This window comes from Cytobacillus oceanisediminis, assembly GCF_003182355.1.
GTDB lineage: Bacteria > Bacillota > Bacilli > Bacillales > Cytobacillaceae > Cytobacillus > Cytobacillus oceanisediminis_A.
In genome coordinates this window covers 65,687-87,668 of the sequence record NZ_QGTW01000008.1, presented here as the reverse complement: position 1 = coordinate 87,668, position 21,982 = coordinate 65,687, and the positions used below count along the sequence as shown (strand labels likewise).

At 42.7% G+C, this 21,982-nt stretch carries 17 protein-coding genes; all 17 read left to right on the top strand.

The genetic code is table 11. From position 1 onward, the window contains the following. Positions 1-93: 93 nt before the first annotated feature. A complete protein-coding gene (locus DFO73_RS15605) occupies positions 94-873 on the top strand; it encodes an isoprenyl transferase (RefSeq protein ID WP_110065660.1) in 780 nt (259 codons plus the stop codon). Between the two features lie 16 nt (positions 874-889). Further along, positions 890-1,684 (top strand): phosphatidate cytidylyltransferase, encoded by a 795-nt coding sequence (locus DFO73_RS15600; protein ID WP_110065807.1) that lies wholly within the window; start codon positions 890-892, stop codon positions 1,682-1,684. A gap of 83 nt (positions 1,685-1,767) precedes the next feature. Continuing rightward, entirely contained in the window at positions 1,768-2,910 is a 1,143-nt protein-coding gene (locus DFO73_RS15595; RefSeq protein ID WP_110065659.1) for a 1-deoxy-D-xylulose-5-phosphate reductoisomerase, read from the top strand. 124 nt (positions 2,911-3,034) lie between these two features. Beyond that, the gene (gene rseP / locus DFO73_RS15590) at positions 3,035-4,300 is read left to right on the top strand and encodes an RIP metalloprotease RseP (protein ID WP_110065658.1); all 1,266 of its coding nucleotides are present in this window, start codon (positions 3,035-3,037) and stop codon (positions 4,298-4,300) included. A gap of 402 nt (positions 4,301-4,702) precedes the next feature. Then, positions 4,703-6,406, top strand: coding sequence for a proline--tRNA ligase (locus DFO73_RS15585; protein WP_110065657.1), 1,704 nt, complete (start codon positions 4,703-4,705; stop codon positions 6,404-6,406). Positions 6,407-6,673: 267 nt separating this feature from the next. Beyond that, on the top strand, positions 6,674-10,984 hold the full coding sequence (locus DFO73_RS15580; RefSeq protein WP_110065656.1) for a PolC-type DNA polymerase III: 4,311 nt from the start codon (positions 6,674-6,676) through the stop codon (positions 10,982-10,984). 237 nt (positions 10,985-11,221) lie between these two features. Continuing rightward, positions 11,222-11,689, top strand: a complete 468-nt coding sequence (gene rimP / locus DFO73_RS15575; RefSeq protein ID WP_110065655.1) for a ribosome maturation factor RimP — start codon at positions 11,222-11,224, stop codon at positions 11,687-11,689. 359 nt (positions 11,690-12,048) lie between these two features. Then, positions 12,049-13,203 (top strand): transcription termination factor NusA, encoded by a 1,155-nt coding sequence (gene nusA, locus DFO73_RS15570; RefSeq protein ID WP_110065654.1) that lies wholly within the window; start codon positions 12,049-12,051, stop codon positions 13,201-13,203. An 18-nt stretch (positions 13,204-13,221) separates the two neighbouring features. Further along, entirely contained in the window at positions 13,222-13,506 is a 285-nt protein-coding gene (gene rnpM, locus DFO73_RS15565) for an RNase P modulator RnpM (RefSeq protein ID WP_110065653.1), read from the top strand. Beyond that, entirely contained in the window at positions 13,503-13,805 is a 303-nt protein-coding gene (locus tag DFO73_RS15560; RefSeq protein ID WP_110065652.1) for a YlxQ family RNA-binding protein, read from the top strand. Before rnpM ends, DFO73_RS15560 begins: the two co-directional genes overlap by 4 nt. A 19-nt stretch (positions 13,806-13,824) precedes the next feature. Beyond that, positions 13,825-16,041 (top strand): translation initiation factor IF-2, encoded by a 2,217-nt coding sequence (infB, locus tag DFO73_RS15555; RefSeq protein ID WP_110065651.1) that lies wholly within the window; start codon positions 13,825-13,827, stop codon positions 16,039-16,041. Beyond that, the gene (locus tag DFO73_RS15550) at positions 16,041-16,322 is read left to right on the top strand and encodes a DUF503 domain-containing protein (RefSeq protein WP_110065650.1); all 282 of its coding nucleotides are present in this window, start codon (positions 16,041-16,043) and stop codon (positions 16,320-16,322) included. Before infB ends, DFO73_RS15550 begins: the two co-directional genes overlap by 1 nt. Before the next feature lie 17 nt (positions 16,323-16,339). Next, positions 16,340-16,720: a 30S ribosome-binding factor RbfA gene (rbfA, locus tag DFO73_RS15545; protein ID WP_110065649.1), complete on the top strand. Its 381-nt coding sequence runs from the start codon at positions 16,340-16,342 to the stop codon at positions 16,718-16,720. Between the two features lie 211 nt (positions 16,721-16,931). After that, the gene (truB, locus tag DFO73_RS15540) at positions 16,932-17,849 is read left to right on the top strand and encodes a tRNA pseudouridine(55) synthase TruB (protein ID WP_110065648.1); all 918 of its coding nucleotides are present in this window, start codon (positions 16,932-16,934) and stop codon (positions 17,847-17,849) included. Between the two features lie 77 nt (positions 17,850-17,926). Then, positions 17,927-18,877 (top strand): bifunctional riboflavin kinase/FAD synthetase, encoded by a 951-nt coding sequence (gene ribF, locus DFO73_RS15535; RefSeq protein ID WP_110065647.1) that lies wholly within the window; start codon positions 17,927-17,929, stop codon positions 18,875-18,877. A gap of 122 nt (positions 18,878-18,999) precedes the next feature. Further along, positions 19,000-19,269: a 30S ribosomal protein S15 gene (rpsO, locus tag DFO73_RS15530; RefSeq protein WP_009330698.1), complete on the top strand. Its 270-nt coding sequence runs from the start codon at positions 19,000-19,002 to the stop codon at positions 19,267-19,269. Between the two features lie 494 nt (positions 19,270-19,763). After that, positions 19,764-21,884, top strand: coding sequence for a polyribonucleotide nucleotidyltransferase (pnp, locus tag DFO73_RS15525; RefSeq protein WP_110065646.1), 2,121 nt, complete (start codon positions 19,764-19,766; stop codon positions 21,882-21,884). The last annotated feature ends 98 nt before the right edge of the window (positions 21,885-21,982 follow it).

Genomic DNA, 21,982 nt, shown 5'->3' with positions numbered 1-21,982 from the left:
TTAAGCCAGGACAGATGTCCAGCTTAGAGCGCACCTGCGCTTTTCTGATTTATCTTTTATCGGAGGATTAACCTATTTTAAAGGAGCAGTCATATGTTTGATAAAATGAAGTTATGGAAGTCCCAAAACAGTTCTTCCGATCTCCGAGAGAGAGTAGAAAAAATGAAGGAACTGCAAATTCCTGAACATGTCGCCATTATAATGGACGGGAATGGCAGATGGGCCAAAAAAAGAGCCTTGCCAAGAATTGCGGGCCACCATGAAGGTATGAAGGTTGTCCGGAAAATCACAAAGTTTGCCAATGAAATTGGTGTAAAAACCTTAACGTTATATGCCTTTTCTACGGAAAATTGGAAAAGGCCCAAAATGGAAGTTGACTTTCTGATGAAACTGCCTGAGGAATTTTTAGGGACTTTCCTTCCGGAGCTGGTCGAAGAAAATGTACAGGTGAGAATGATCGGTTATATGGATCACTTGCCTTCCCATACCCGTAATGCAGTAGCAAGAGCGATGGAAGAGACAAAAAATAACACAGGGCTGGTATTAAACTTTGCGCTTAATTACGGCAGCAGGGCAGAAATACTTGAAGCAGTCAAACATGTCTTAAAAGATTGTAAAAGTGGTATAATGGATGAAAATGACTTAAATGAAGAAAAGTTTTCATCGTACCTAATGACAAGCGGGCTTCAAGATCCCGATTTGTTAATTCGTACAAGCGGTGAAATCAGGCTTAGCAATTTTATGCTCTGGCAGCTCGCATACACTGAATTTTGGTTTACAGATGTTTTGTGGCCTGATTTTGATGAAGAGCAAATGCTGGAAGCTATCGAAGTATTCCAAAACCGCCAGCGGCGTTTTGGAGGAGTACAATAAAGGTGTTGAAAATTTAATGAAGCAACGAGTAATCACAGCGATCATTTTTGGGGCGGTCCTGCTCCCAGTAATAATATATGGCGGAATGCCGATGATCATACTGGCATATTTGCTGGCGTCCATTGCGCTATATGAATTATTAAGAATGAGGAAATTAAGTTTGTTCTCTATCCCGGGAATTATTTCTTTGTTTTTATTATGGGTTTTTCTTTTACCTAAAGAATTCCAGCCAATCCTCGATGATTTGAATTATACTAAAATTGAGGTTGCCCTTTTTGGTGTCCTTTTATTTTTAACTTATACTGTTGCGACGAAAAATACGTTTACGTTTGATGATGTAGCCTTCTCCATCATGTCTACCTTATATGTAGGGATAGGGTTTTATTACTTTATGGAAACCCGGTTTGCAGACGAAGGATTGACTTATATCTTTTTTGCGCTATTTCTCATTTGGGCAACAGATTCGGGGGCCTATTTTATAGGCAAGGGTATGGGCAAACGAAAGCTATGGCCTGAAATAAGTCCTAACAAGACAGTAGAAGGTTCATTGGGAGGAGTGATTTGTGCTCTTGCCGTAGCGGTAGTGTTTATTATTTTCACAAATATAAACGAGTCCCTGATCGGGCTTTTAATTATTACCGCAATACTATCTGTGTTTGGGCAAATAGGCGACCTGGTAGAGTCTGCTTTAAAGCGCCATTATAATGTAAAGGACTCTGGAAATATCCTTCCTGGCCACGGCGGTATCCTGGACCGCTTTGACAGCTTATTATTTGTATTGCCATTGCTCCACTTTTTTCACTTGCTGTAAACTATAGATTAAAAAATATCTTTCAATCGGCCCTAAGAATCATTTGAAAGATAAGATTTGCTTTTTTCCAACAGGAGGAGACTATGAAACATATTAGCTTAATGGGTTCGACAGGTTCAATTGGGACTCAGACCCTTGATATTATTAAGGAACACCCTGAGGATTTTAAGCTTGCAGCAATGTCTGCCGGCAGGAATATAGATTTGGCCAGGAAAATGATCCGGGATTTTAAGCCGGAACTTGTTTCAGTTTCAGAAAAAAAATTCGCTGATACTCTTAAAGCTGAATTTCCCGGCATAACATTTACATATGGACACAATGGTTTGATAGAGGTGGCAGTTTACCCGAAATCAGATATTCTAGTTAATGCAGTATTGGGAAGTGTGGGACTTGATCCAACATTACAGGCGATTGAGGAAAAGAAAACAATTGCAATCGCAAACAAAGAAACACTTGTGACAGCCGGCCACCTTGTAATGGAAGCAGCAAAGAAGAATGGTGTTCAGCTCCTTCCAGTAGACAGCGAACACTCTGCTATTTTTCAATCCTTGCAGGGAGAGAAGGAGAAGAATATTGAAAGGCTCATTTTGACAGCTTCTGGTGGAAGCTTCAGAGACCGTACACGCAAAGAGCTTGAAAATGTTACGGTTAAAGAAGCACTTAATCATCCAAATTGGTCAATGGGTGCGAAAATCACCATTGATTCTGCCACAATGATGAATAAAGGGCTTGAAGTAATTGAGGCCCATTGGCTTTTTTCCATGGATTACAGCAAAATAGATGTTTTGCTTCACAAGGAAAGCATTATTCATTCAATGGTGGAGTTCCATGACAGCAGCGTTATTGCACAGCTGGGTACCCCGGACATGAGAGTCCCCATTCAATATGCATTAACTTATCCTGACAGGCTGCCGCTGCCTTCAGCTACCCGGCTGAACCTTGCTGAAATTGGCAAACTCCATTTTGCAGAAATGGATTTCGGGCGTTTCCGCTGTCTGCAGTTTGCTTATGAAGCGGGAAAAGCCGGCGGTACGATGCCTGCCGTACTTAATGCAGCAAATGAAGCTGCTGTTGCTGCCTTCTTAGATGGAAAGATAACATTCCTGCAAATAGAAGACTTCATCGAAAGAGCATTAAGCAACCATGATAAAATCTCCAATCCAAGTCTTTCCCAGATTCAGGAGACAGATTTGGAAACGAGAAAATATGTTAACTCGCTTCTATAAGCTTGAGTTCAAACGCTGAAAGTAGCTTCTATGAAATTTCGAAGCTGAATGGGTGGCTGGCACGGTCCGCCATATATTTTTTTCAGCATAATTTGAACAACCTCTAAACAAAGGTGGTTAAAACTTGAGTACAGTAATAGCCTTTATCGTTATATTTGGGGCATTGGTATTTTTCCATGAACTTGGACATTTGATTTTTGCTAAAAGAGCGGGAATCCTATGCCGGGAATTTGCTATAGGCTTTGGACCGAAAGTATTTTCATTTAAGAAAGATGAAACAGTATATACAATACGCCTTCTTCCGATCGGCGGATTTGTGCGCATGGCCGGAGAAGACCCCGAAATGGTGGAAATCAAGCCTGGATATCGCATTGGTTTGATCCTCGATGGAAACGAAGAAGAAGTAAGCAAAATTATTTTAAATAATAAAGAAAAATATCCGGAAGCAAGAATCATTGAAGTTGAACACGCTGATATTGAGCACGACCTTGTGATTAAAGGGTATGTAGAAGGTGAAGAGGAAGAAACACTCAAAGTGTTTAAGATCAGTCCTTCTGCCGTCTTAATTGAGGATGGGGCAGAAACACTTATTGCTCCATATGACCGCCAATTTGCTTCAAAGACATTGGGGCAAAGAACGATGGCGATATTCGCCGGCCCTATGATGAATTTTGTGCTTGCCTTTATCGTATTTGTGTTAATTGCCTTATTGCAAGGGATTCCAACAAATGAGCCTGCACTTGGAAAATTGACTCCTGATGGTGCTGCCTATGAGGCTGGTCTAAAAGAAGGGGATATTGTCCACAGTGTTGATGGAGCTGAAATTTCAAGCTGGTCAGACGTTGTTGAGATCATCCGCCAAAACCCGAATGAAGAGCTTGAATTCTCGGTGGACAGAAATGGTGAAGAACTAACCATTCCTGTTACACCAAAGGTTCAGGATGTTGAAGGCGAAAAAATTGGGATTATCGGTGTTTACAGCCCTATGGAAAAATCACCGTTAAAAGCCATTACCTATGGAGCTAAAGAAACATATTTCTGGACAAAAGAAATCTTTATTATGCTTGGAAAGCTGGTAACAGGGCAATTCTCAATTGATGCCCTATCAGGTCCTGTAGGCATTTATGTTTCTACAGATACAGTCGCTAAGTCGGGCATCTATTATCTGATGAAATGGGCGGGCATTCTGAGTATTAACCTTGGGATTATGAACCTGCTTCCTATTCCTGCTCTTGACGGCGGAAGATTGATGTTCTTTGCTGTTGAAGCTGTAAGAGGTAAACCAATTGACCGCCATAAAGAGGGAATGGTCCACTTTATTGGCTTTGCCCTTCTGATGCTTTTAATGCTTGTGGTCACTTGGAACGATATCCAGAGATTTTTCCTGTAAAATTCACAAAAGTTTCATGAAAGAGAAGGGTAAAGTCTTCGGCCATCCGGATAGCAGCCAATGCCGATTTCCGGAAGGACAGGGATTGCCCTTTCTTTTATTCAGGCTTTGTCGAAGCTAATCGGTGTTTTAGTTACTGGGTTGATTGGAGCAGAAGGTGCGAGACTCTAAAATGCTTTCGCATTTCCTTCATGGGATGTTTACTCGAGAAGGCTCATTCAATGTCCTGCGGGAAAAGCGTACTCAGTAAAACCCCTCAGGCGTAAACGCCGAGGAGGCTCCCGGTTACCCGCTGAAAGCTTGAGTGCCTGCAGCGGAAATCAACACGGAAATTTAACAGAAACTTTATTAATAAAGCAGTAAAATATCATATTTGATAATAATAAATAGAGGTGCTATTAAATGAAACAGAGCATGACGCTTATTCCTACTCTTAAAGAAGTACCGGCAGATGCAGAAATACGCAGCCATCAATTATTGCTTAGAGCGGGCTTTATCCGCCAAAACGCAAGCGGAATATACAGCTATATGCCATTGGCTAAAAAAGTCCTGCAAAAGGTTGAAGCGATTGTTAGAGAAGAAATGGATAATGCCGGAGCAGCTGAGCTTCTAATGCCAGCTCTTCAGCAGGCTGAATTATGGCAGGAATCGGGACGCTGGTATACATACGGACCTGAACTTATGAGAATGAGGGACCGCCATGAGCGTGAATTCGCATTGGGTGCTACTCATGAAGAGGTGATAACAAGCCTTGTTCGCGATGCGGTAAAATCTTATAAGAAATTGCCATTGGCGCTTTACCAGATACAGACCAAATTCCGTGATGAAAAACGCCCCCGCTTTGGACTTCTCCGCGGTCGTGAATTTATAATGAAGGATGCATATTCCTTCCATTCTTCTGCGGAAAGCCTTGATGAAATGTACGACAAGCTATATACAGCATACTCGAATGTGTTTAGACGCTGCGGCTTGAATTTCAGAGCAGTTATTGCCGACTCTGGCGCAATGGGCGGGAAAGACACACATGAATTCATGGTCCTATCAGATGTAGGGGAAGATACAATAGCCTATTCTGATACATCGGGTTATGCAGCCAATATTGAAATGGCTCCAGTAATTGCTGAATACAAGAAGAGCGATGAGGAAGCTAAAGAACTTGAAAAGGCTGCAACAGAAAACCAGAAAACAATTGACGAAGTTTCGTCTTTCTTGAACGTTGCAAAAGAGCAATGCATTAAGTCACTTCTTTTTAAAGCAGATGAAAAATATGTTCTTGTTCTTGTGCGCGGAGACCATGAAGTGAATGATATCAAGTTGAAAAATCTGCTTGAGGCTGCCGCTGTAGATCTTGCAGGTGCTGAAGAAACAAAGCAAGTGCTGGGTTGTGCGGTAGGTTCATTAGGACCAATCGGAGTGAAAGATATTGATGTCGTTGCCGATCATGCAGTGGAAGCAATTGTTAATGGAGTATGCGGTGCAAATGAAGAGGGTACCCATTATATAAATGTTAATCCTGATCGGGACTTCAGTGTGAGCCAGTACGCAGACCTTCGATTCATTCAAGAGGGAGACCCTTCACCAGATGGACAAGGGATAATTCAATTTGCCAAAGGAATTGAAGTTGGCCATATCTTTAAGCTCGGAACACGGTACAGCGAAGCGATGGAAGCGACTTACTTAGATGAAAACGGCAGAACCCAGCCGATGATTATGGGATGCTATGGTATAGGAGTATCACGGACAATGGCTGCAGTTGCTGAGCAATTCAATGATGAAAATGGGTTCGTTTGGCCAAGTGCGCTTGCACCATTTGACCTTCACCTGATTCCTATTAATATGAAAGATGAAGCTCAAGCCGCCCTTGCAGAGGAATTATATTCTGCGTTGAAGCAAAATCGCTATGACGTGCTAATGGATGATCGCCAGGAACGTCCAGGGGTCAAATTTGCAGATTCTGACCTTATCGGTTTACCAATCCGTATTACAGTAGGCAAAAAAGCTTCAGAAGGCATTGTTGAAGTAAAGGTAAGGAAAACAGGCGACATGCAGGAAATCCATAAAGACCAGCTTGCAGAAAAAATTACTGAAATGATGTCAGCATTATAAACTGGACTGCTTAAGTAATTTGGGCTTAAGCCAGCTGCCCTTTTTACAATAGCATCCAATCGCTAATCCAGATAAACGGGTTCCAAAACGGAATCCGTTTTTTCAAATCACTAGAAAATAAATGAAGTTTTTTAGCAGAGTCTATATGTTATAATAAAGTCCGTCTGTCATGTTTGCTATGGTAATAGCGTTTGTGACATTAAAACTTAACTGATAAAACAATTAAAAATAGAGTACTAGATTATTGAATGGATGGGAGAGAGAAAGATGAGCGAACCGTCTAGATTCCAGCTCTTGCTCCAGCAGATGCAGCTTACCGAAGATGCCTTTGTCCAACACTTTCATGATGCCCAGATTGAAAGGGTCGTAGTGGAAAGACAGACAAGGAAATGGCATTTTTATTTTGTCTTTCCGCGCATTTTGCCTTGCAGTGTCTATAGCCGCTTTACAGATCAGCTGGAAAAGTCATTTTCCCATATTGCAGAAATCTCTTATAGCATTTCTGTGCAAAATCAGGATTTTACTGAAAAGCTTATTCTTGAATACTGGCACAGCTGCATTCAGGAGATGGATGGCATGGCACCGCCGCTAATCAAGCTCCTGAATGAACAAGTTCCTTCTGTACAGGGCAATAAGATTATCATCAAGGTGCGAAATGAATTGGAAGGCCTCTCAATTAAAAAGAAATATGCTGGCACCATTTCAGATGTACTTCAGCTATTTGGATTTCCTGCATTAGTAATTGATACAGAGGTTTCTGCAGAAGGCTCTAATGAAGAGTATGAAAAGTTCATGGAGGCAAAACGGAAAGAGGACCAGGAGCGCGGACTTCAGGCAGCGATTGAAATGCAAAAGAAAGAAGCTGAAGCAGAATCAGCTGACAATTCAGCTCCTCAAGGTCCTCTAACAATCGGTCTTACGATTAAAGATGATGCGGATTACCGCAAATTGATCGATATCATAGATGAAGAGCGGCGCGTTGCGATTGAAGGATATGTTTTTGCCGCTGAAACAAGGGAACTCCGCAGCGGCAGAACACTATTAACTTTTAAAGTTACTGATTACACTAGCTCCATCCTCGTAAAAATGTTCTCGCGTGACAAAGAGGATGCAGCCCTTTTCCAGCACGTTCAAAAAGGTATGTGGCTTAAGGTCCGCGGCAGCATTCAAAATGATACCTTTGTCCGTGACCTGGTCATGATTGGAAATGATATAAATGAAATTAAGCCTATACAAAGGCAGGATACTGCACCTGCTGAGGAAAAAAGAGTGGAACTGCATCTTCACACACCAATGAGCCAAATGGATGCCGTTTCATCTGTGAGCGCTTTGGTTTCCCAAGCAAAAAAATGGGGGCATAAAGCAGTCGCCATCACGGACCATGCTGTAGCCCAATCATTTCCTGAAGCATTCGGTGCCGGGAAAAAGAATGACATCAAAATTTTATATGGAATCGAAGCAAACCTTGTAGATGATGGTGTCCCGATTGCTTATAATGACGCCCATCGCAGATTGACTGAAGATACCTATGTGGTATTTGACGTTGAAACAACAGGTTTATCAGCCGTTTACGATACGATCATCGAGCTTGCGGCTGTAAAGATACATGATGGTGAAATCATTGACCGGTTTGAATCCTTTGCAAATCCTCATCATCCGTTGTCGGCAACAACCATTAATTTGACGGGAATAACGGATGATCTGGTTGAAAATGCACCAGAAGTAGAAGAGGTTCTGCAAAAATTCCATGAGTGGACAGGGGACGCCGTTTTAGTAGCCCATAACGCATCCTTCGATATGGGTTTCCTAAATGTCGGCTATAAAAAGATCGGCATAGGAAAGGCGACCAATCCTGTGATTGATACGCTGGAACTTGCCCGCTTTTTATATCCGGACATGAAAAATCATCGTCTGAATACATTGGCGAAAAAGTTTGATGTTGAACTTACCCAGCATCACCGTGCCATTTACGATGCGGAAGCTACTGGTTATCTGCTTCTAAAGATGCTGAAGCATGCAGACGAAAAAGGGATTGAATTCCATGATCAATTTAATGATAATATGGGCCAGGGCAATGCTTACCAGCGTGCAAGACCATACCATTGCACACTGCTTGCCCAAACAGAAGCAGGCCTGAAAAATCTTTTCAAGCTTGTATCGATTGCTCATCTTGAGTACTTTTACAGAGTTCCCCGAATTCCCAGATCCGTGCTGCAAAAGCATCGTGAAGGAATTCTGGTTGGATCAGCCTGTGACAAAGGCGAAGTATTTGAAGGCATGATGCAGAAATCACCTGATGAAGTGGAAGATACGGCCCAATTCTATGATTATCTTGAAGTCCATCCGAAAGAAGTATATGCCCACCTCTTGGAGCTTGAACTGGTAAGAGATGAAAAAGCGCTCGAGGAGATTATCGGCAATATTGTAAAGCTTGGCGACAAGCTGGGACTTCCCGTGGTGGCTACTGGAAACGTACACTATCTTAACCCTAATGATAAAATCTACCGAAAGATTCTCGTTAATTCCCAGGGAGGCGCTAATCCGCTTAACCGCCATAAGCTGCCTGATGTTCACTTCAGGACAACAAATGAAATGCTCGATGCCTTCTCTTTCCTTGGAAAAGAGAAAGCGAAGGAAATAGTCGTTGAAAATACCAATAAAATAGCAGATATGATTGATGAAATAAAACCGATTAAAGATGATTTGTATACGCCTAAAATTGAAGGCGCAGATGAAGAGATGCGCAGCATGAGTTATGGCATGGCCAGAAAAATTTATGGGGATCCGCTTCCGGAAATTGTTGAAGCCCGCCTCGAAAAAGAGCTGAAGAGTATTATCGGGCATGGGTTCGCGGTCATTTACCTGATTTCCCACAAGCTTGTAAAAAAATCACTGGATGATGGCTATCTTGTTGGTTCGCGTGGATCAGTCGGATCCTCATTTGTCGCAACCATGACTGAAATTACAGAGGTAAACCCGCTGCCGCCGCATTATGTATGCCCTGAATGCAAAACTTCAGAGTTCTTCAATGACGGATCAGTCGGGTCCGGTTTCGACCTGCCTGATAAGGATTGTTCGAATTGCGGAGCAAAATATAAAAAAGATGGCCATGATATCCCATTCGAAACCTTCCTCGGTTTCAAAGGGGACAAGGTTCCCGATATCGACTTGAACTTCTCGGGTGAGTACCAGCCAAGAGCCCATAATTATACCAAAGTGCTGTTCGGGGAAGATTATGTCTATCGTGCAGGAACAATTGGCACTGTTGCAGATAAAACGGCTTACGGTTATGTAAAAGCGTATCAGCAGGACAACAACCTGCAAATTCGGGGCGCGGAAATTGATAGGCTGGCTTCCGGCTGCACCGGGGTAAAACGGACAACCGGACAACATCCGGGCGGTATTATCGTTGTTCCCGATTACATGGATATTTACGATTTCTCGCCAATCCAGTTCCCTGCAGATGACCGGACATCCGAATGGAAGACAACTCACTTTGACTTCCATTCCATTCATGATAACCTTCTTAAACTGGATATATTAGGGCACGATGATCCGACTGTCATCAGGATGCTGCAGGATCTTAGCGGCATTGATCCAAAAACAATTCCTACTGATGATCCTGAAGTGATGAAGATTTTTAGCGGTCCAGAGTCCCTCGGGGTAACGGAAGAACAAATCATGTGTAAAACCGGAACACTTGGAATCCCTGAGTTTGGTACACGGTTTGTCCGACAGATGCTTGAAGATACAAAGCCGACGACTTTCTCAGAGCTTGTCCAGATTTCAGGCCTTTCACATGGTACGGATGTTTGGCTCGGAAATGCCCAGGAATTGATCCATAATAATATTTGTAACTTGAGCGAAGTAATCGGCTGCCGTGATGACATTATGGTTTATTTGATTTATCAAGGTCTTGAGCCTGCCTTTGCTTTTAAAATAATGGAGTCTGTCCGTAAAGGTAAGGGCCTTAGCGACGAAATGGAAGCAGAGATGAGAAAGAATGAAGTGCCGGAATGGTATATTGATTCCTGCAAAAAGATAAAATACATGTTCCCTAAAGCCCATGCCGCAGCCTACGTATTGATGGCTGTCCGGATCGCGTACTTTAAGGTCCACCATCCGCTGATGTACTACGCTGCATATTTCACTGTCCGAGCAGAGGACTTTGATGTAGATGCCATGGTAAAGGGATCACAGGCCATCCGGGCCCGCATTGAAGAAATCAATGCAAAGGGACTTGATGCTTCTACAAAAGAAAAGAACCTTTTAACCGTAATGGAGCTTGCCTTGGAAATGAACGAAAGAGGATTTAACTTCCAGAAGGTGGACTTATACCGGTCAAGCGCCAATGAGTTTATTATTGATGGAAATTCTTTAATCCCGCCTTTTAATTCAATTCCAGGCCTGGGAACGAACGCGGCCTTCAATATTGTTAAAGCAAGAGAGGAAGGGGAATTCCTTTCTAAGGAAGATTTGCAGCAGCGCGGTAAAGTATCCAAGACTATTATTGAGTATTTAGATAATCACGGATGCCTTGAATCCCTTCCTGAGCAAAACCAGCTGTCTCTGTTCTAGTTTAAAGAACAGCAGAAAAAATGACTTGGTATGGTCCAAACCCTTGTGCTGACAGCTATTCCATTTGCATAAAAAATTTGGTTATGGTATAGTTTTATTGGAAATACTAAGAATAACTCTCGCAAAAGGAAGAGTGGGGCAACCCACTCTTTCGTGTTGTGTACGGTTTTTTCCTAATAACTTATATAAATTTTGAAAAAACAAGAGCTAAGAATCCAAGTTAAAGGAGGGAAATGAATGAGCAAAGTGACTGAAACGGTAGAAGAATTAGTCACCCCTATAGTGGATGAGCTTAATTTAGAATTAGTCGACATTGAATATGTAAAAGAAGGGAAAGACTGGTTCCTTCGCGTATTTATTGATAAAGAAACTGGTGTTGATATTGAGGAATGCGGGCTGGTAAGTGAAAAATTAAGTGAAAAACTTGATGCCGCAGATCCGATTCCTTACAACTATTTCTTGGAAGTTTCATCGCCGGGAGCTGAACGCCCTCTAAAAAAAGACAGAGATTTTGTAAAAGCAGTCGGCAAAAATGTTTTCATTAAAACATACGAGCCGATTGATGGAGAAAAGACGTTCGAAGGTGTTTTAACACAATTTGATGGCGAGACCGTTACGGTGGAAGTTAAAATCAAAACCAGAAAGAAAAATGTGGAAATTCCTTATGAGAAGGTAGCCAATGCCCGTTTGGCCGTTGTTTTTTAATGCGGCCTATTGCGGGCTTGCTTATTAATAAGGTGTGTAAAAGCTAGTTGTTGATTTTAGCACCCGTTTATTTGAGCGGAAGGGCACAAGATCCTCGAAAATGCATTCGCATTTCCTTCGCGTGGTGTTTGTTCAAGGATGCTTATTCAAAGTCCTGCGGGAGAAGCGTATCAGCGGGAGACCCCGCAGATTTGAATCACCGAGGAGCGACGGACCGTCCGCGGTTCGCTGAGTGCATTCAGCGGAATTCAACAGCCAAGCTTAACAGAGGCCATAATTAAGCTAATTTGCTATTCGGCATATTGGGACTTCGCTATTCCTGATCATTTTAAAAGAGAAAAAAGGGGGATATAAATCTCATGAGCAGTGAACTTTTGGATGCTCTGACATTGCTTGAGAAAGAAAAAGGCATTTCTCGCGATGTGATTATCGAAGCAATTGAAGCGGCGCTGGTGTCAGCCTACCGCAGAAACTTTAACCAGGCGCAAAATGTGCGCATCGATTTAAACCTTGGAAATGGAACAATGAGAGTATTTGCCCGCAAAGAAGTTGTAGACGAGGTGTTTGATCCGCGTCTTGAAATCTCTGTGGAAGACGCTCAAAAAATCAATCCTAACTACCAGGTGGAAGATGTTGTAGAAATGGAAGTAACACCTAAGGATTTTGGGCGAATTGCTGCCCAGACTGCCAAGCAGGTCGTTACACAGCGTGTCCGTGAAGCGGAAAGAGGCATCATTTATTCTGAATTTATCGACCGTGAAGAAGATATCATGACGGGAATTGTGCAGCGTACAGATCCTAAGTTCATCTATGTGAGCCTTGGCAAGATTGAAGCGATCCTTCCTGCGAATGAACAAATGCCGAATGAGCACTACAAGCCCCATGACCGCATTAAGGTCTTTATCACAAAAGTTGAAAAGACAACTAAGGGACCGCAAATCTTTGTAAGCAGAACACATCCTGGACTGCTAAAAAGATTATTTGAAATTGAAGTTCCTGAAATCTATGATGGAACTGTAGAAATCAAATCTGTTGCCCGTGAAGCCGGAGACCGTTCCAAAATCTCTGTTCATTCCGATAATGAAGAAGTGGATCCGGTAGGCTCATGTGTAGGGCCTAAGGGAACACGTGTCCAGGCGGTTGTAAACGAGCTAAAGGGCGAAAAAATCGATATTGTTAAATGGTCTTCGGATCCTGTCGTATTCGTTGCTAATGCGCTGAGCCCTTCAAAAGTGCTTGATGTCATTGTGAATGAAAATGACAAAGCGACAACTGTTGTCGTACCTGACTACCAGCTTTCATTAGCAATCGGCAAGCGCGGCCAAAATGCCAGACTGGCGGCTAAGCTTACAGGCTGGAAGATTGACATCAAATCAGAAACAGAGGCTCGCGAATCCGGTATCTATCCGCGTGAAGAGACTTTGTTGAACTTTGACAATGATGAGTATGAAAACGAAGAGTATGATAGTGATGCAGACTTCGCTTTTCAGGATGACTTAGAGGAGAAAGAATAGGGAAAGAGGTGGATGATTGTGAACAGCCGTAAAAAAGTTCCTTTGCGAAAATGTGTCGCCACCGGTGAAATGAGACCGAAAAAAGAACTCGTTCGCATCGTTCGCTCCAAAGAAGGAGAAGTTTCTGTAGACCCGACCGGGAAAAAATCAGGGCGCGGCGCTTATCTTTCCAAAGAAAAGGAAGCAGTGTTACTAGCCAAAAAGAAGAATATCTTAGCCAATCAATTAGAAGTTTCCATAGATGAATCTATTTATGAAGAACTTTTGGAGTTAATAGAGAAGGAGAAACGGCAATCCAAATGAACTCAAATAAATGGATGTCATTGCTTGGCTTAGCCAATCGGGCACGGAAAATTACTTCGGGAGAAGAGCTTGCTGTTAAAGATATCAGAAACGGCAAAGCAAAGCTTGTTTTGCTGTCTGCAGATGCATCCGCAAATACGGCAAAAAAGGTTACAGATAAATGTAAATCATACGGGGTCCCTTATAAGCTTATAGAAAACCGGGAAATGCTCGGCCAAGCTATAGGGAAAGAAGCCCGCGTTGTTGTGGCAGTATTAGATGCCGGATTTGCAAAAAAGCTGTTAACGTTGCTCGATTAATACTAGCGGGGGTGAAAGTATGAGTAAAATGCGCGTTTATGAATATGCGAAAAAACATAACATTTCAAGCAAGGATGTTATTACTAAATTAAAAGACATGAATATTGAGGTTTCAAATCATATGACAACAATAGAGCCGGATGCAGTACAAAAGCTTGACGGCATCTTCAGCAAAAAAGCAGGCCAGCAGCCTCAAAACCAGCAAAAACCACAGGGGAGTCCAAAACCGGCTTCCAACAAGACTGATGATAAAAATTCATCAGGCCAAAAAGGAAGGCCTCAAAATAAATCAGGTGAAGGCAAAAGCCAGGGACAGGGCAGCCAGTCCAAAAGCTTCTCCGGCAATAACCGAGGCAATAACAACAATAATAGAAACAATAATAACAACAGAAATAATAATAGAAACAATAATAAGAACAAAAACAACAAAGGCAAGCAACAGCAGCAGACACAGGCAGCCCCTGCTCCTAAGAAAGTGAAGGAGCTTCCTTCAAAAATTACTTTCAGCGAATCACTGACAGTAGCGGAACTTGCAAAGAAGTTGCACCGCGAACCTTCTGAAATTATTAAAAAGCTCTTCATGCTTGGTGTTATGGCAACCATTAATCAGGACCTTGACAAAGATGCCATCGAATTGATTGCTGGTGAATACGGCGTTGAAGTAGAAGAAGAAGTATTAGTTGATACAACTGATCTTGAAGTATACTTCACAGAAGATCAAGATGCGGAATTAATTGAACGTCCATCTGTTGTTACAATCATGGGCCACGTTGACCATGGTAAAACAACATTGCTAGACTCCATCCGCAATACGAAGGTTACTGCGGGTGAAGCCGGAGGTATCACTCAGCATATCGGGGCTTACCAGGTTGAAGAAAACGGGAAAAAGATTACATTCCTTGATACACCAGGACATGCTGCATTTACAACAATGCGTGCGCGCGGTGCGAAAATCACAGATATCACGATTCTGGTTGTTGCAGCCGATGATGGTGTAATGCCTCAGACAGTTGAAGCAATCAACCATGCAAAAGCAGCAGAGGTGCCAATTATTGTGGCTGTTAACAAAATGGATAAAGAAGGTGCAAATCCGGATCGAGTTATGCAGGAACTAACTGAGCATGGCCTTGTTCCTGAAGCTTGGGGCGGAGATACAATCTTTGTTCCGATTTCAGCTATTAAGGGCGAAGGAATTGACGAACTTCTTGAAATGATTTTGCTTGTCGGTGAAGTGGAAGAATACAAAGCAAACCCGGACCGCAATGCAGTTGGTACAGTTATCGAAGCACAGCTAGATAAAGGCCGCGGTTCAGTCGCTACACTTCTTGTGCAGAACGGTACATTGAAGGTAGGGGATCCGATCGTTGTTGGAAATACATTCGGCCGTGTTCGTGCAATGGTGAATGATCTTGGCCGCCGAGTTAAAACTGCGGGACCGTCAACACCTGTAGAAATAACGGGTCTAAATGATGTACCGCAGGCTGGAGACCGCTTTGTTGTTCTTGATGATGAAAAGACAGCCCGCCAAGTTGGTGAAGCACGTGCATCACAGGCTTTGCAGGCTCAGCGCAACGAAAAAACCCGCGTAAGTCTTGATAACTTGTTTGAACATATGAAACAAGGGGAAATGAAAGACCTAAACATCGTAGTAAAAGCCGATGTTCAAGGTTCAGCTGAAGCTTTAACTGCTGCCCTTCATAAAATTGACGTAGAAGGTGTAAATGTACGTATCCTTCATACGGGTGTAGGTGCCATCAATGAATCCGATATTACATTGGCAGCAGCCTTCAACGCTATCGTAATCGGATTTAATGTTCGCCCTGACAATAATGCGAAACGTGCAGCAGAAGCAGAAGATGTTGATATCCGCTTGCACCGCATTATTTATAAAGTTATTGAGGAAATTGAATTGGCAATGCAGGGTATGCTTGATCCTGAGTTTGAAGAAAAAATTATCGGGCAAGCTGAAGTCCGCCAGACTTTCAAAGTTTCCAAAATCGGTACAATTGCCGGTTCCTATGTTACGGATGGAAAAATTACGCGTGACAGCGGAATCCGCCTGATTCGTGACGGCGTTGTTATCTTTGAAGGGGAAGTTGATGCGCTGAAGCGTTTCAAAGATGACGCCAAAGAAGTAGCACAGGGCTATGAATGCGGTATTACCATTAAAAACTTCAATGACGTAAAAGAAGGCGACGTTATCGAAGCATATATTATGCAGGAAGTGGAACGTTAATGGTAATTGGCCTTGCTGCCTGTGAATGTATTATTTATGACACACACTCATTAAAAGAAAAGCGGGCTGTTTTGCAGCGGATAATCACCCGCTTGAAGCAAAGATATAATGTTTCTGTATCAGAGGTGGATTACCAGGATCTATGGCAAAGAACCAAAATTGCCATTGTGGCTGTCTCGTCCACCCAGGTTTCAACGGAACATGAGCTGCAAAATGCGCTGAAAATGATTGATTCGTTCCCCGAAATTGAACGGACAATTACTGATTTAGAGTGGCTTTAAGAAGAGGTGAAATAGAAATGAGCCTTAGAGCAAATCGAGTTGGAGAACAAATGAAAAAAGAACTGGGCGAAATCATCGGCCGGAAAATAAAGGATCCGCGGGTTGGATTTGTTACAGTAACAGATGTTCAAGTTACCGGTGACCTCCAGCAGGCAACTGTGTTTATCTCTGTTTTGGGTGATGAGGAGCAGAGAGAAAATACACTTCGCGGACTGGCTAAAGCAAAAGGATTTATCCGATCTGAAATCGGACAGAGAATCCGGCTCCGAAAAACACCGGAAATCCTGTTTGAATTTGATGAATCCATTGACTACGGTAACCGTATTGAATCATTGCTTCATCAGATTCAGGATGAAGGCCGTTCCAAAGACGAAGATTCCGCTAAAGATGAAGAATAATTTTAATGGATAGACATTTGTCTATCCATTTTTTTCTAAACATTAGGCTATGTTAAAGCCCGTTGTTATTTTGGCACTATGAAATAGGCGGAAGATGCGGAATCCTCGAAATGCATTCGCATTTTCTTCGCGCGGTTTTTGCTGAGCTTCTTGAGCTGAAAGCAACAGGCAAGTTTAACATATTTAAACATTAAATAAGGTGGTACATAATATGGAAGGAATTTTACCGCTTTTTAAACCAAAAGGCATGACATCCCATGATTGTGTCTTCAGGCTGCGCAAGATTTTAAGGATGAAAAAAATCGGCCATACTGGTACACTCGATCCGGATGTAACTGGAGTTCTTCCTATTTGTCTTGGGAGGGCAACGAAGGTGGCAGAGTACATAACAGATGCAGGGAAGTCCTATGAAGGTGAAGTAACGATTGGCTTTTCCACTACAACGGAAGATGCATCCGGTGAAGTGGTGGAGCGGAAAGATGTAAATGCACCAATTACCCGAGAGCAAATACTGGCAGTATTGAAGAGTCTGACCGGTGAAATTACACAGACTCCGCCAATGTTTTCAGCTGTTAAAGTGAATGGCAAACGGCTATATGAATATGCAAGACAGGGAATTGAAGTGGAAAGGCCCTCAAGGCAAGTCCATATTTATTCGATTGAACTTTTGGATGACAGAGCTGTTTTCACAGGTGAGAACATCACCTTCCGATTCCGGGTAGCCTGCAGCAAAGGGACATACATCCGGACACTCGCTGTCATGATTGGTAGTGAGCTTGGTTACCCGGCACATATGTCAGAGCTTGTAAGAATTCAGTCTGCAGCTCTTACACTGGAAGATTGCCTTACATTTGAAGAGATTGAAGATCGGATGGAGAAAGGAACTTTTACCGAGATTCTCCGGCCTATGGAAGCCGCGCTTTCTCATTTGCCGAAATTTCAAATAAGTGATAAAGTAGCAGAGAAAGTAAAAAATGGGGCTGTATTAACTATCCCTGATCATTTGCTTGACACCAAAGGTCCAATAGCCATTGAAACCCTTGGCGGCTTGGTGTTAGCTATATATGAACATCACTCCCGGAAACCGGGTTTGATGAAGCCAGTAAAAGTGTTAAGAAATGATATATAAAGTCCTTGTTCAAAAAGAGGGTCTTTTTGGGCATTCTTAAAGGTCTAGGCTCTGTAGAGAAAAGGTGAAATGAAAGTATGGAAGTAATTCATATTCAACATCCCCATAATATAGAAAAGAATAACATGCCTGAGATGGCAATAGCACTTGGATATTTTGATGGAGTGCATCGCGGACACCAAAAAGTCATTCTCCAAGCAAAAGCAATTGCCGGTCAAAAAGGTTTAAAAAGTGCGGTTATGACATTTGATCCCCATCCTTCAGTGGTATTGGGAAAAAGCGTTCAGCATGTAGAATATATTACGCCTCTCCAGGATAAAATCAGCATTATGGCAGATCTTGGCGTCGACTATTTATTTGTCGTCCATTTTACAAGAGAATTTGCAAATCTTTTGCCGCAGGAGTTCGTGGATCAATATTTGATTGCCCTTAATGCAAAACATGTGGTTGCAGGCTTTGATTATTCATATGGCCGCATGGGCCGCGGTACAATGGAAACACTTTTGTTTCATTCAAGAGGCCAATTCGAATATTCTGTTATTGAAAAGCTTTCCAATAGAGATGAAAAAATAAGCTCCACGCTTATACGAAAATACATCCGGGAAGGGAAAACAGAAGAACTTCCAGAGCTTTTGGGGAGGCATTATACAACTTCAGGATTTGTCGTCCATGGCGATAAAAGAGGGCGGACAATCGGTTTTCCAACCGCGAATATCGACCTTTTTGATGAATATATTATTCCGCCGGTCGGGGTATATTCCGTAAGGCTTTTAACGGACGGCAAATGGCATGAGGGTGTATGTAATGTTGGCTATAAACCCACTTTCAATAAAGAAAAAGCGGACAAGCCTTCGGTAGAAGTCCATATATTTGATTTCTCTGAAGATATTTATGGCCGGAAAGTTACCGTTGAATGGCATAGACATCTGAGAAGCGAGCAAAAATTTTCAGGTGTTCAGGAATTGATCGGACAAATCGGAAAAGATAAACAGCAGGCACTGCAATATTTTGAGAAAAACAGGGTTTAGCCTTGCTTTTTGTCACAAAAAGTTGTATTCTTAGTAACGTACCAAATGAACCTTTGCTTGGCAAGTCGAGTCACCGACGCTTGCTCAGTAACAGGGGATTGAAAAATTAGGAGGTGAACCGGATGGCAATCACTAAAGAACGTAAAAATGAGCTAATCAATGAGTTCAAAACTCATGAAAGCGATACTGGATCTCCAGAAGTTCAAATCGCTGTCCTTACTGAAGAAATCAACAATTTGAACGACCATTTACGTACTCATAAGAAAGACCACCATTCACGTCGCGGTCTTTTGAAAATGGTTGGTAAGCGTCGTAATCTATTGACTTACCTTCGTAACAAAGATGTTGCGCGTTACCGTGAGTTAATCAATAAGCTTGGCTTACGTCGATAATCAACAGAAGCGGGATTTTTTCCCGCTTTTTTATTAGCTTTAAAAAGTTGAATTTTGTTCCAAATCATATGCTTTTTACAAGAACTGTCTAGCTTCTCAAGTAGGGCTTCGACAGAATTTCCTGCGCACGACTAAAAGCGGTAGCTTTTAGGAGGAGGGCATCGGCTCGAGGGACTTGTCCACGATAAGCGGGGGCCTTACGCTTTTCTTTTTGTACATACATAATCTATTCTTATTTTAGCGGACGGAAAAACTGTGCATACTATAATATGCATATTTTAATTATGATTTAAGAGCATTTATTGCTTTTCTATATAAAAAACTAAATCTGCTGCAGGTATACTTCAGCCAGGAGTATTGGCAGGTAACGCCAGTACCAAGACTTCAAGTGCTTTTGCAGGATTACTGGAAGCCAATGCAGGATAAATAATGATTGAATAGACCAGGCAGATGAGACGCCGGTCTTCAAGTGAAATGTAGAGAGGGGTAAAAATATGGGACAAGATAAACATGTCTACAGCCTTGACTGGGCTGGGCGCAAATTGACCGTTGAAATTGGCCAGCTGGCTAAGCAGGCTAACGGAGCGGCTTTAGTGCGCTATGGAGATACTGTAGTTCTTAGTACAGCTACAGCATCAAAAGAACCGAAAAACCTGGATTTCTTTCCACTGACAGTTAATTACGAGGAACGTTTATATGCTGTAGGTAAGATCCCAGGCGGTTTCATCAAGAGAGAGGGCCGTCCAAGTGAGAAAGCTATATTGGCAAGCCGCTTAATTGACAGGCCGATTAGACCATTATTTGCTGACGGATTCAGAAATGATGTACAAGTAGTCAGCATGGTAATGAGTGTGGACCAAAACTGTTCATCCGAAATGGCTGCAATGTTTGGTTCGTCATTGGCGCTGTGCGTCTCTGATATACCATTCGGAGGACCGATTGCCGGTGTAAGTATCGGCCGGATTGATGGCGAGTTCATCATCAACCCATCTGTGGACCAGGCAGAAAAGAGCGACATAAGCCTTGTTGTAGCCGGAACAAAGGATGCGATCAACATGGTTGAAGCTGGCGCTGAAGAAGTACCTGAAGAGATAATGCTTGAAGCCATCATGTTCGGGCATGAAGAAATTAAGCGCCTGATTGCCTTCCAGGAAGAGATAGCAGCTGAAATTGGCAAAGAGAAAATGGAAGTGGTTTTATACCAGGTTGACCAGGATCTCGAGGCTGAAGTGCGCGGCATCTGTGAGAAGGATATGATTGCTGCAATTCAAGTACAGGAAAAACATGCTCGTGAAGCTGCCATAAAAGCTGTAAAAGAAGAAATTACAGCTAAATATGAAGCAGAAGAAGCGGATGACGATAAGCTTAAGCAAATCAAGCAAATACTTGATAAAATTGTCAAAGCAGAAGTGCGTCGTTTAATAACAGAAGATAAAGTACGCCCTGACGGCCGCGGCCTGGATGTAATCCGCCCGCTGTCTTCTGAAGTTGACTTGCTTCCTCGTACCCATGGCTCAGGATTATTTACGCGTGGACAAACCCAGGCGCTGAGCATTTGTACATTGGGTGCACTTGGAGACGTTCAGATTCTGGATGGTTTGGGAATTGAAGAAGAAAAGAGATTTATGCACCATTATAACTTCCCTAACTTCAGTGTGGGTGAAACAGGGCCTATTAGAGGACCGGGCCGCCGTGAAATCGGTCATGGTGCTCTGGGCGAGCGTGCGTTGGAGCCGATTATTCCTTCTGAGAAAGACTTCCCATATACAATCCGCCTTGTTTCGGAAGTATTGGAATCAAACGGTTCAACATCCCAGGCAAGTATCTGTGCAAGTACTTTAGCGATGATGGATGCTGGTGTTCCGATTAAGGCCCCAGTTGCCGGTATTGCAATGGGACTTATTAAATCTGGTGAGCATTACTCCATTTTAACTGATATCCAGGGCATGGAAGACCATCTTGGCGACATGGACTTCAAAGTTGCGGGGACTTCCAAGGGTGTAACTGCCCTTCAAATGGATATTAAAATTGAGGGCTTATCCCGTGAAATCCTTGAGGAAGCACTGCAGCAGGCGAAGAAAGGCCGCATGCAGATTCTTGACTCCATGCTGAGCACGATTGAACAGCCGAGAAAAGAGCTTTCTGAATATGCTCCTAAGATTCTAATGATGTCAATCAACCCTGATAAGATTCGTGATGTTATTGGGCCAAGCGGTAAGCAAATTAATAAGATCATCGAAGAAACAGGCGTTAAAATCGATATCGAGCAGGATGGAACAGTGTTCATTTCATCTGTAGATGAAGCAATGAACCAAAAAGCAAAGAAAATTATTGAAGACATTGTTCGTGAAGTTGAAGTTGGACAAATGTACCTTGGCAAGGTAAAACGCATTGAAAAATTCGGTGCATTTGTTGAGATCTTCTCTGGTAAAGACGGGCTTGTCCACATTTCCGAGCTTGCTGAAGAGCGCGTTGGAAAAGTGGAAGACGTGGTATCCATTGGCGACGAACTTCTTGTAAAAGTAACTGAAATTGATAAGCAGGGCCGCGTAAACCTTTCCCGCAAAGCGGTATTGCGTGAACAGCGCGAGCAAAAGGAAAAAGCTCAGCAATAATACAGGAAGCTGTTAGTTTGAATTGGCTTAACTTCCTATAGAGCCAGGGGAAACCCTGGCTTTTTACATATTTAAATTCTTGAGGCTTCGGCTGCCTA

What these genes read in the sequence shown, in the direction of transcription:
- DFO73_RS15585 (WP_110065657.1), top strand. Translation starts at nt 4,703, where the DNA reads ATGAAACAGAGCATGACGCTTATTCCTACTCTTAAAGAAGTACCGGCA.
- DFO73_RS15600 (WP_110065807.1), top strand. Translation starts at nt 890, where the DNA reads ATGAAGCAACGAGTAATCACAGCGATCATTTTTGGGGCGGTCCTGCTC.
- infB (WP_110065651.1), top strand. Translation starts at nt 13,825, where the DNA reads ATGAGTAAAATGCGCGTTTATGAATATGCGAAAAAACATAACATTTCA.
- truB (WP_110065648.1), top strand. Translation starts at nt 16,932, where the DNA reads ATGGAAGGAATTTTACCGCTTTTTAAACCAAAAGGCATGACATCCCAT.
- DFO73_RS15580 (WP_110065656.1), top strand. Translation starts at nt 6,674, where the DNA reads ATGAGCGAACCGTCTAGATTCCAGCTCTTGCTCCAGCAGATGCAGCTT.
- DFO73_RS15595 (WP_110065659.1), top strand. Translation starts at nt 1,768, where the DNA reads ATGAAACATATTAGCTTAATGGGTTCGACAGGTTCAATTGGGACTCAG.
- DFO73_RS15550 (WP_110065650.1), top strand. Translation starts at nt 16,041, where the DNA reads ATGGTAATTGGCCTTGCTGCCTGTGAATGTATTATTTATGACACACAC.
- DFO73_RS15560 (WP_110065652.1), top strand. Translation starts at nt 13,503, where the DNA reads ATGAACTCAAATAAATGGATGTCATTGCTTGGCTTAGCCAATCGGGCA.
- rimP (WP_110065655.1), top strand. Translation starts at nt 11,222, where the DNA reads ATGAGCAAAGTGACTGAAACGGTAGAAGAATTAGTCACCCCTATAGTG.
- ribF (WP_110065647.1), top strand. Translation starts at nt 17,927, where the DNA reads ATGGAAGTAATTCATATTCAACATCCCCATAATATAGAAAAGAATAAC.
- DFO73_RS15605 (WP_110065660.1), top strand. Translation starts at nt 94, where the DNA reads ATGTTTGATAAAATGAAGTTATGGAAGTCCCAAAACAGTTCTTCCGAT.
- nusA (WP_110065654.1), top strand. Translation starts at nt 12,049, where the DNA reads ATGAGCAGTGAACTTTTGGATGCTCTGACATTGCTTGAGAAAGAAAAA.
- rpsO (WP_009330698.1), top strand. Translation starts at nt 19,000, where the DNA reads ATGGCAATCACTAAAGAACGTAAAAATGAGCTAATCAATGAGTTCAAA.
- rbfA (WP_110065649.1), top strand. Translation starts at nt 16,340, where the DNA reads ATGAGCCTTAGAGCAAATCGAGTTGGAGAACAAATGAAAAAAGAACTG.
- pnp (WP_110065646.1), top strand. Translation starts at nt 19,764, where the DNA reads ATGGGACAAGATAAACATGTCTACAGCCTTGACTGGGCTGGGCGCAAA.